At 32.1% G+C, this 10185-nt stretch carries 9 protein-coding genes; 4 read left to right on the top strand and 5 right to left on the bottom strand.

Annotated features, from left to right (window positions below):
- Positions 1-49 precede the first annotated feature (49 nt).
- Positions 50-712: a class II aldolase/adducin family protein gene (locus tag AA81_RS00785; protein ID WP_103897899.1), complete on the bottom strand. Its 663-nt coding sequence runs from the start codon at positions 710-712 to the stop codon at positions 50-52.
- A gap of 279 nt (positions 713-991) precedes the next feature.
- Between AA81_RS00785 and AA81_RS00780 the strand changes: the two genes are divergently transcribed.
- Positions 992-1741, top strand: coding sequence for a DeoR/GlpR family DNA-binding transcription regulator (locus tag AA81_RS00780; RefSeq protein WP_103078878.1), 750 nt, complete (start codon positions 992-994; stop codon positions 1739-1741).
- A 31-nt stretch (positions 1742-1772) separates the two neighbouring features.
- Here AA81_RS00780 and aglA read toward each other — a convergent pair whose 3' ends face one another.
- From aglA to AA81_RS00765, 3 genes are all read right to left on the bottom strand, one after another.
- Positions 1773-3230: an alpha-glucosidase AglA gene (gene aglA, locus AA81_RS00775; protein ID WP_103078877.1), complete on the bottom strand. Its 1458-nt coding sequence runs from the start codon at positions 3228-3230 to the stop codon at positions 1773-1775.
- 31 nt (positions 3231-3261) lie between these two features.
- The gene (locus tag AA81_RS00770) at positions 3262-4251 is read right to left on the bottom strand and encodes a LacI family DNA-binding transcriptional regulator (protein WP_169926318.1); all 990 of its coding nucleotides are present in this window, start codon (positions 4249-4251) and stop codon (positions 3262-3264) included.
- A 291-nt stretch (positions 4252-4542) separates the two neighbouring features.
- Positions 4543-5652, bottom strand: coding sequence for a glycosyltransferase (locus AA81_RS00765; RefSeq protein WP_103078875.1), 1110 nt, complete (start codon positions 5650-5652; stop codon positions 4543-4545).
- Between the two features lie 186 nt (positions 5653-5838).
- Here AA81_RS00765 and AA81_RS00760 point away from each other — a divergent pair, with 186 nt between their 5' ends.
- Both AA81_RS00760 and AA81_RS00755 read left to right on the top strand, forming a co-directional pair.
- A complete protein-coding gene (locus AA81_RS00760) occupies positions 5839-6354 on the top strand; it encodes a KwaA family protein (RefSeq protein WP_103078874.1) in 516 nt (171 codons plus the stop codon).
- A complete protein-coding gene (locus AA81_RS00755; RefSeq protein ID WP_103897898.1) occupies positions 6351-7352 on the top strand; it encodes a Kiwa anti-phage protein KwaB-like domain-containing protein in 1002 nt (333 codons plus the stop codon). Before AA81_RS00760 ends, AA81_RS00755 begins: the two co-directional genes overlap by 4 nt.
- Here the strand turns inward: AA81_RS00755 and wecB are convergent.
- Positions 7340-8446, bottom strand: a complete 1107-nt coding sequence (gene wecB, locus AA81_RS00750) for a non-hydrolyzing UDP-N-acetylglucosamine 2-epimerase (protein ID WP_103897897.1) — start codon at positions 8444-8446, stop codon at positions 7340-7342. The genes AA81_RS00755 and wecB overlap by 13 nt on opposite strands.
- Positions 8447-8621: 175 nt before the next feature.
- Between wecB and AA81_RS00745 the strand changes: the two genes are divergently transcribed.
- On the top strand, positions 8622-9755 hold the full coding sequence (locus AA81_RS00745) for an RNA-guided endonuclease InsQ/TnpB family protein (protein ID WP_103897896.1): 1134 nt from the start codon (positions 8622-8624) through the stop codon (positions 9753-9755).
- Positions 9756-10185 lie beyond the last annotated feature (430 nt).

Here is a 10185-nt window from a genome sequence, read left to right as displayed (position 1 = left end):
CCAATATTTTAGTTCTTTTTCTTCTTGCCTTAACTTACTTTACCTTTAGTTAATCGTTGCTTTGACCTATTTCTGAAGTGGGTATTCTTCTGAAAAATTCTTTGAATGCAGTTATTTTTTCTTTTGGTATTTCATTCACATTAGAATAAAGTTTTGAAATGAATGAAACTTGAGCAAGGAATTCTAAAGTTTCCAGTTTTACATAGGCTTCACTCATGTCTTTTCCGGCAACCGTCACTCCATGGTTTTGGAGAACGAATACACGAGATCCATTTTCTAAACCTTCATTAAAGGCATCTGCAAATTCCTGGGTTCCCGGCATTTGATATGGTATATAGGTTATTGGATCCAATACTAAAGAAGATTCTGGAAGAGCGTTTATTGGTAATTTCTCAAAAGTAATTGCAAAAGAGGTAGCGTATATTGAATGAGCATGGATAATTGCGTTTACATCATTTGCTTTTTCGTATATTTTTATATGCATTTTTCTTTCTGAAGAAGGTTCTTTAAGTCCGTCGATTTTGTTCCCGTTTTTATCTATGGTGATGATGTCTTTCTCTGTTAAAAAGTGTTTTATAGTTGATGTTGGAGTGATATATATTTTGTCTCCATATTTTATACTCATATTTCCGCCCGTTCCATCCGTCAGTTTTCTGTCCCATACTAATTTTGCAAATTCTGCAACTTCTTTTTTTAATTGCTCTTCTAACATGTTGTAGCCTCCTGTGTTTTTATTTTTAGAATTGATATTTCTAAATTTAATATTATATTTTTGTAAAATATGATCATTCTATGATAATATTATGATATAATTTCAACATAGTATATCATTAAGTTTGCTAAATACAAAACTAACATAATCAAAGATTTTTTGAGTTATTCGCAAATAATTCATTATAATCGGCCGTAATCGGATTTCTTGCATGATTTTAAACTTTTTAATTTTTCTTTAAAAAATATTTTTATAAAACATTGATGGAGAGTGATTTTAATGACAAAAGTTATGAGGCAGGATAAAATTTTAGAAATTTTAGAAAGAGAAAAATCTGTTAATATAGAAGATTTGGCGGAAGAGTTGGGTGTATCTATGGTAACTTTGAGAAGAGATATATCAGAGCTATATAAAAAAGGGCTAATTGAGAAATTCTATGGAGGCATAAGGGGAAAGAGAAATAGCTTATCCGAAGCTCGATTTTTTGAGAGAATGAAGCTTAATCAAGATAAAAAAGAAAAGATTGCTGAGTTAGCCTTAAAATTTATAACTCGAGATTCAACTTTGTTTTTAGATGCGAGTAGTACTTCCTACATTTTAGCTCAGAAGATAGCTCAAAAAAAAGAGTTTATGAACATTGTAACTAATAATCTCTACACCGCATTGGCACTCTGTGAGAATCCTACTCACAACGTAGTAGTTGCAGGTGGAACATTAGATAACAAAAATGGGGTAACTGTTGGTGTTATCCCCGAGAATATGATGAAAGAAATCCGTGTAGAAAAAGCCTTTTTTTCTTGTAGTGCCTTTTCTTTTGAAGAGGGCGCATTTGAGCATTTACCACAAAGTGCTAGTATCAAAAAGATCGTTGGAGAAAATTGTAATGAAATATATATGCTTGTTGACAGTTCTAAGTTTGGTAAAAAATCAATAATGAAAACATTTGAAATAGAAGAAATAGATAAATTTATCACTGACTCTTATAACGAGGATTTATACAAAATTTTTGCAGATAAGTTTGTTTATTAAGTAAAGGGGGGCATTAGCCCCCTAAAATAAACTATTTTTTGCTGTAGTGCTTCCTCATTTCTTCATTACCTGGCAAAGCAAGTATTTCATCGATAACTTTTACTACCTGGTCGTAAGATTTTGTACGTGGATCTCTGATCAAGAATTCTTCGAGTACTTTTTTATCTCCAGTTAGGAATGCTTCTAATGCCCATTCCATCCTCATAATTCTTGGGTATAAGTACATCTTTTTAATTCTTTCTGGAAGTGGTGGATCTATTTTGTAACGATGGATTCCATTTTTGTCTGCATACACAGGAATTTCGACGGCTACATCGTCTGGTATGCCAGGTATAGTACCGTTATTTGGTAAATTGAGAACAAGGTCTACTTTTTCGTCGTTTAATAAGGCATTTGCCAACAATATATGTTGTTCGCCGCTTTTCTTTTGAGGATCTAACAAGCTGCATATTTCTTTTGTGAATTCTTCTTTTACATCGTTTTTGGTTTGAGAGATTATCTCATTGAGTGAATCTTTTGAAAGTAATTTGGCGTTTTTATTCTCTTGGAAATATTTGGCAACTTTTTGCATTGCTAATGCAATCTCTGCTTGTCTGTCTTGATACCATTTCCATCCTAATTCTGAATCAACGCCTCCCCATGGCTCTCCGAACCACTTTTTCTTTGTTTCAAGGTTGTAATGGTATTTCCAACTTCCGTTCCTGACTGTGTCTCCAATAGGCATTTTCCCATAGAATTCATACATATCTTTTGCAACGGGAGAAAGTTGATCGTCGAATGGATTGGTGGGTTTGAAATTTTTAATCTCTTTTTCTAATAGTTCATCAATGAGTGGATAGGCATCTTTTCCTTCGTACATGAATTTTGTTAACCATATTCCATGGTTTACACCTGCTACTTGCCATTCGACTTTTTCCGCATCTAAACCTAATTTTTCAATTATATGGTCTACACCATGATGTCCATGGCATATTCCAACCATGTTGATTGGGACCGTTCTTGTTATTAAATTAGTTAATTCAAAAACAGGGTTTGCCGCTTGCAAAAGCCATGCCTTAGGAGATATCCTTTCAATAGCTTTTGCAACATCGTGCATAAACTTTAATTGATTGAAATTACTTATTGTGTAATAATCTGAAACCATGTTGAATTCTTGTGAGTCTATTCCTCTGTAATATCCGTATTTTTCTGAAATTTTTCTTACCTGTTCAAAGTAACTGTGCCCTCCAACAAGGGCTGTATTTACAACAAAACTTGAGTCTTTTATTGCATCTTCAACGTTTGTTGTAGTTTCAAACCTCAAATCTGTTCCGAACTCTTCTGCAAATTTTTTAGCAAGCATGTGTACTGCGTTCAATCTGTCTTTGTCTATATCCATTAAGGATACCAAACTTCCTGATAGACCCTTTGTTTTACAAAGGTCAGTAACCAATCTTAAAGAAAATGCTGCACTTCCTGCTCCAATGATTCCTAACTTGATAGCTGTCATTTACCTTTTTCCTCCTTTGTAAGTTCTTTGATTATGTGGATTTCCTTATAACCAATCTAGGTGGTAGAAAAATTTGATCCAAAATATACTCGGTGTGTGCATTCGTTTTTTCAATTTTTTTGATTAATATATCAACGCTTTTTCTACCGATTTCTCGTGTGGGTTGCGCGACGCTGGTTAACGGTGGATTTGTTAAATTACAAATTATGGTGTTATCAAAACCTACTACCGCTACATCATCTGGAACTTTCATTTTATTTTTTATCAAAATATTGATCACTTTTGTTGCTATAATATCGTTTATAGTGTAGACTGCTGTTATATTATTATCTATAATTTTTGTTAGTAACTTTTTTTCACTGATTTTTTTAGAATCAGATATCTCCTCAGGAGCCACTAGATAATTGTCTTCGTTAAAATTCAAATTGTTAGCTATGATTTCTTCATAAAATCCTTTTAACTTTTTATCTTTTAAATATCCAATATATCCGATGTTTATGTGCCCTTTATTTATTAGATATTTAGCAACGATTTTTCCCGCCAAATAGTGATCAACCGTTACATAATCAAAACCATCTAAATCTTGGGCACATATAACAGTAGGTAAGATTGATTTGATTTTAGTTATATGTTCAACATGAGACAGATCCGTTGGATTTATGATTAATCCGTCAACTCTTCTACTTAAAAGCATTTCTATTTGTTCTTTTTCTCTTTGAAGGCTACCATAAGTGATTGACAGAACAATGTTATAATGATAGTAATTTGCTTCTTCTTCTAAGGATTCTAGTATTTCTGGGAAATAAGGGTTCGTTAATTCGGGTAGTACTATTCCAATAAGAAAGCTTTTATTTTTGACAAGGCTTCGTGCCATTCTATTGGGTTGATAATTGTATTTTCTAATGTATTCTAAAACTTTTCTTTTGATTTCAGGATTGACGTTAGGATTATTATTTATCACCCTTGAAACAGTTGATTGAGAAACTCCAGCCATTTTGGCAATTTCTTTCATTGTTTTCATAAAAATTTTCCCCATTTCCTTTAAAATCATGAATTCGATTTATCTAAGAAGTTCTCGAATTACTTTAAATACTTTCTGAATACGTATTCTTATTTTATCAGAATTATATTATTTTATCAAATCCGATTAGAGATAATTAGAGGCGATTAAAGAGATTTAGGATTGATTATACTGTAAAAGCTTTGTTTTTCAGCCAATTCAATAAAAGCTTAGTTATTTGAAGAAGTTTTGAGGGAGGAGTGAAATTAAGCGACGAAATGTATATGAAAGGATTTTTCCAAAAAGTATTGATTACTTTATTAGGTGAGATATCAGATCAATAAATTTCTTTTCTTTTTCTTCATTCCATATAAATTCTTTTTGATGTTTTTCAACGTTTTTTATGATGCTTGCGTAATTTTTGCATGCGTTAGTAATCTTTTCAACACTTTCTTCCAAGTTAGCTGGATCTATAACTACTCCTAAGCCTAAATCCTCTACCTGTTTAGCCATTGACACAAAAGACTCTTTTACAATAACAGGGGTACCTGCAGCTAAGGAATCATAAAACTTGTGAGGCAAAGCGTAAATGTCGTTTTTATAATCTCTGTTTTTGACGGTGTTGTAAGAAATTAAAGAAAACATGGCTTTGGATAGTTCATTCATCATTTCATCGTAAGGTAAGAAATTTGTATATTCATGGGGTATGTCCATAAACTCTTTTGAATCCATTCCTATAACCTTGAATTTAAAACCCTTTTCGATTAAAGATTTTAGGATTTTTTTCTCATCTTCAATCTTTCTTGTTACTTTACCAACTAAGACAATTTCTTTTCTCTTTTTTTGAATATCAGGTTTTATAATAAAATTTGCGTAATTTGGTATAATATACGTTTTTTCTTTATCTACGTTCGTTTTGTCAACAACATCTTTTCTTGTTTCTTCTGAAACGAAAATTGTCAAATCTGAGAGTTCTAACTGCTTTTTAAAAAACCTCCAGACGGTTTTTACTTTTAAATTTCCAATGATTCCTTCTAACTCTGCTAAAAAATTTTCTGGATGGTATTCGTGAATATCGTAAACGACTTTTTTATTTCTTTTTTTTGCTATTTTAAAAGGCTCCAAAGGTATGCTTGCTAGAAAATGATGCATGTATAAGATGTCGTAATTTTTTTCAGATACCAAATTGCATATTTTTTTATCAAGAGGTTTTCTATTAATAAGCTTTTTTAATGGATTGCCTTTTGTTTCTTTGATATCTTTTATGGGTATGTATTCAATATTTCCATCTATATATTCTTTTTCATCTTTATTGGTCAAGTATTGGTAAATAATCTCATGAACTTTAGAAAGAGTTTTAACCGTTCTATATACTCTTTTGTCAAATTTTGGGTGCATGTAGCCAATGATTAGTATTTTCATAAGATTTCACCTTGAAATTATAAAGACTGTGTTTTTATTATCTCTGATTTATTATATCATAAGAAACAACTGCTTTCTACATGAAGCTAATGTGAGATATAGAATTAAAAGGAAAGTTTATTTGTTATAATTATGAATATGTGACTTATTAAGATATATAGATTTCCTCACTGGGGAGGTTTTGGTATGATCAATACGTTGTTTAAATCGTTTTTGTTTTTACTTTCGTATCTGCCTCTTTTTGTTATCTTTGCCATTAATAATTTTGGGAACGTTTTGTTCTTATTTTTTAGTATTTTTTCGATTTTTGTTTTTGTTGTTTCTTTGGTTCTTTTTATTTCTGCTAAGAATAATGCCGAGGAAAAGTTCATTAAATTTGAGAAAGTAGAATCACAGAATGTGAGGTTATTGGATTATATTTTTGTTTATATCTTGCCTTTTATCAATATGGGTGGCATAAAAGAATTGATTTCTTTTGCCATAATCGTTTTTATCGTAGGCAATATTTATGTAAAAACGGATTTAATTGTTATAAACCCTGTTCTTTCTTTATTTGGCTATAGCATTTACAAGGTTTATCTTATGGACGGACGTGAAAAAAGTATGAGGCCCGTTTGGTTGATTTCAAAGTCAATAACCGAAGGAATGAAATTTAAAGAGTTTTCCAAAGATATTTATTTGGGGATGGGTGGCAAGAGATGAATAAAGTTAATTGGGATGAGATTTTAGAGAATATCTTTTTAAAAGAGAATTTAGAACTTCTTAGGGAGTTAATAGATACTTCAGAGGATTTCATAATGGATGTTTTTATCCAAAATGAGAACAACGAAATATTTTGGTTGAAAAATGAAGATCCCTTCTTTTTCAAGAGCATTTTTCTGGCCTCTGCTGACGAGTTTTTAAATGATTTAGTCGACAAAGAGTCAAACAAGGTAGATGAGTACGAGACAGTCATTCATGACAGGAGTTTTTTGTTTCTGAAAGATGTTAAAGAGAATGTGAGTGATGTTGGGGATATTGTTGAGATTATTCGTGAAGGTAAGTATATAAAAAATTATTCTAATGGAGAGTTGGAAACGATTAAGAAGTTCAAACTGATAGTAAAGTTGTATAGTAAAGAGTTGAATGATTTTTTGTTGGGTATTCAATATTTAACGGCTTCCAAAATCTTTAAAGACAAAAGGATTCTAGCTCTTACTGCACATAAAATTCAACCTTTAAAAGAACGGCTTTTCATAATTCCTAAAAATAGTTTTGATTACATGGTTGTTGGAGATACTGTCTTAATTAGAAATCTGACTTATTTTGAAAGAGATTTCGGGTTTTACAAGAAATATGAAGAGGCTAAAGATGAAGTTATCGAGGAAATAAAAAGAGAGGAGAATCTTTTTGGTAAGGATATTAAATTAAAAGGTATCGATTATTTTAGTGAGAAAATCAAAAATAAACCTTTATATTTGAAGAGGTTTTATAAGGTTATCAAAAAAGGTAATTATAAGAAATTTGAGTTTTCTAAGGTTAAGGAGATAATAGATGATTTCAATCTAAAAGTTAAGTTTGATGAGAGTAATAAATGTATCGATTTGAGCGAAGAGACTTCTATTAAAGATTTTTTGCAACTCTACGACGAACTGTATTATAGATCTGATTTGTCAGGCAATAGAATGGTGGCAAGTGAAAATAGCCCTTATAAAGAGTAATATTTTTCTTTCAAAAATTCAACGATTTTTTGAGATGCCTTTCCATCTCCAAAAGGGTTGTTTGCTTTACTCATTTGAACATATTTTTCTGTTTCTAATTCTTTCATGGCTTGATACACTTTTTCTTCTTGCGTTCCTATTAATTTTGCTGTTCCTGCTTCTATCGCCTCTGGTCTTTCCGTTGTTTCTCTTAATATCAACGTTGGTTTGCCCAATGTGGGAGCTTCTTCTTGTATCCCTCCTGAATCTGTCATTATGTAATAACTTTCGTCCATTAACGCTATGAATTCTAAGTATTCAACAGGATCTATTAGTATGGCTTTTTCCTCGTTTCCAAGTATTTTATACACAGTTTCTCTCACTATCGGATTTAAGTGAACTGGAAATACTATGTGCATCTCTTCGTTTTCGTGTAGATACCTTTTTATTGCTTTCATCACGTTTTCTATCGGTTTTCCCCAGTTCTCCCTTCTATGCATCGTAACTAAGATAAACCTTTTGTTCTTTATGTTGTATTTTTCTTTAATCTTTTCTATATCTTTATTTTTGTTTTCTTTTACCCATAGTAATGCATCTATAACCGTGTTCCCCGTTACTATTATATTTTTTTCTTCTACACCTTCTTTTAGTAGGTTATCTTTTGCCTTTTGGGTAGAAGCAAAGTGGTGCTTTGCAATTGTGCCTGTTAGTCTTCTGTTCATTTCTTCTGGGAAAGGGTTGTATATATCGTTCGTTCTTAGGCCTGCTTCCACGTGCCCAACAGGTATTTTGTTGTAAAAAGCAGCGAGACTTCCTACAAAAGTCGAGGTTGTATCGCCTTGTACTAGTATATAATCGAATGGTTCAATTTTTAGAATTTTATCTATCTCTGTAACTAGTTTTGAAGTTAGTTGTGATAGGGTTTGGTTTTTTGTCATTATATTTAAGTCGTAGTCTGGTTTTATTTCAAAAAGTTTCAACACTTGATCGAGCATTTCTCTGTGTTGAGCGGTTGCTATTACTTTAACTTCCATATTTTCTTCTTTCATCTTTTTGTATAATGGTGCCATTTTTATTGCTTCTGGTCGTGTTCCAAATATCATTGCTGTTTTCATTAAAAAAGCTCCTTTTTATGAAAATTCAGCAAAAACACTCTCCAATTTATTGGAGAGATGATAGCTGGTTTTAGAAACACAAAGCGAATCTAGGTCAAAAATACGTTGTTAATTATATATATGTATGGTACAATTGTATTATATCATACAATTATCGAAATTAAGGTGATTGAATATGTTAAAAACATACAAGTTTCGTATATATCCAACAAACGAACAGATTGAGAAACTTAATCAGCATTTTGGACATAATCGATTTGTGTTCAACCTATTCTTAGAGTTTACAAACAATGCATATAAGAATACTAAAACGTATACTAACTACTATGTATGGGCTAAAGTACTTACGGTTTTAAAAAAAACTGAGAAGTATCAATGGCTAAACGATGTCAACTCTCAATCATTACAACAGTCTATAAAAGATTTAGAGATTGGGTTTGAACGCTTTTTTAAGAAACTGAGTAAACATCCGAAGTTTAAAAAGAAATCAAGTAGACAATCGTTTAGAGTTCCACAACATATACAACTATATGAAAATGAGGGTAATGATAAATACGAAATTCTTTTCGTACCAAAATTTAAAGAAGGTATTAAAGTAAGAGTACATAGAAGAATCGATCCAAATGCAAAGATAAAAAATTGTACTTTCATTAAAACTCCAACAGGTAAGTACTTTGTGTCTATAACATTCCAAGTAGAAGGTTCTTACCCTGAAAGAGATATAGACTACGAAAACTCAATCGGTATGGATATGGGACTTAAAGATCTTGTCGTATTATCAGATGGAACAAAAGTTGAAGCACCTAAAGTTTTTCGTAAATACGAAAAGAAACTAAAGCATGCACAAAAGAAGCTTTCGAACAAAGTACAAGGTTCTAAGAATTGGGAAAAAGCAAAATTAGAAGTTGCTAGAATACATGAGAAAATTAAAAATATTCGAGAAGATTTTCTGCATAAACTAACGAAAGAAATCAGTGAGAACCAAGCTGATGTCTTCGTTGTGGAAACTCTCAATATAAGAGGCATGCTTAAAAATCGTAAACTATCAAAGAGTATTTCAGATGCAAGTTGGTACCAATTCAAAACATTCCTAAAATACAAAGTGGAGAGATTAGGTAAGAAAATAATCGAAATAGGAATGTTCGAACCTTCGTCTAAGACTTGTAGTGTATGTGGGTATAAGAACGAAGATTTAGAACTCTCTGATAGGGAATGGGTATGTCCTGAATGTGGAACTGTACATGATAGAGATATAAACGCTGCTATCAACATTAGGCAGTTTGGAATAGAACAGTTAGTCACTGTATAAACTGACTCTACCCCAGGGACTGGGGGAAGTAAAGCCTTTGGAGACTACAATCTAATCTTGCATTCTGTTCTGGTAGTCGATGAATTAGGAAGCTTACCTCTTTAGAGGTAAGTAGTTCACGGTAATGTCTTTAGAAACTCTAAAACTTGTGTTAGCACCCCTTGTTGAGTAGAGCAGTGGCGTAGTGGCCTTAGGTTCCCCTTGGCTGTATCCACCGTTTCCAGTTTCGTGCCCGTTTAGGTTTACCTTAACCCTATTTCCACCACCCCCTCTAAAATTCCGTACGTAGGGATTTCCCCTATACGGCTTCAAACGATAATTCTTCTCAATGCCTTCCTGTCGCCAGTTTACATTGAGCATATCTATACAGTTTTGTTGACATCTCTATTCCAGCTCTGTGTCTGGCAGATGTGTCCCTGCATAGAACTTA

It is taken from the genome of Petrotoga halophila DSM 16923 (assembly GCF_002924615.1).
Note: the sequence above shows the minus strand (reverse complement) of the source record. Positions and strands in the feature narration are given on the sequence as shown.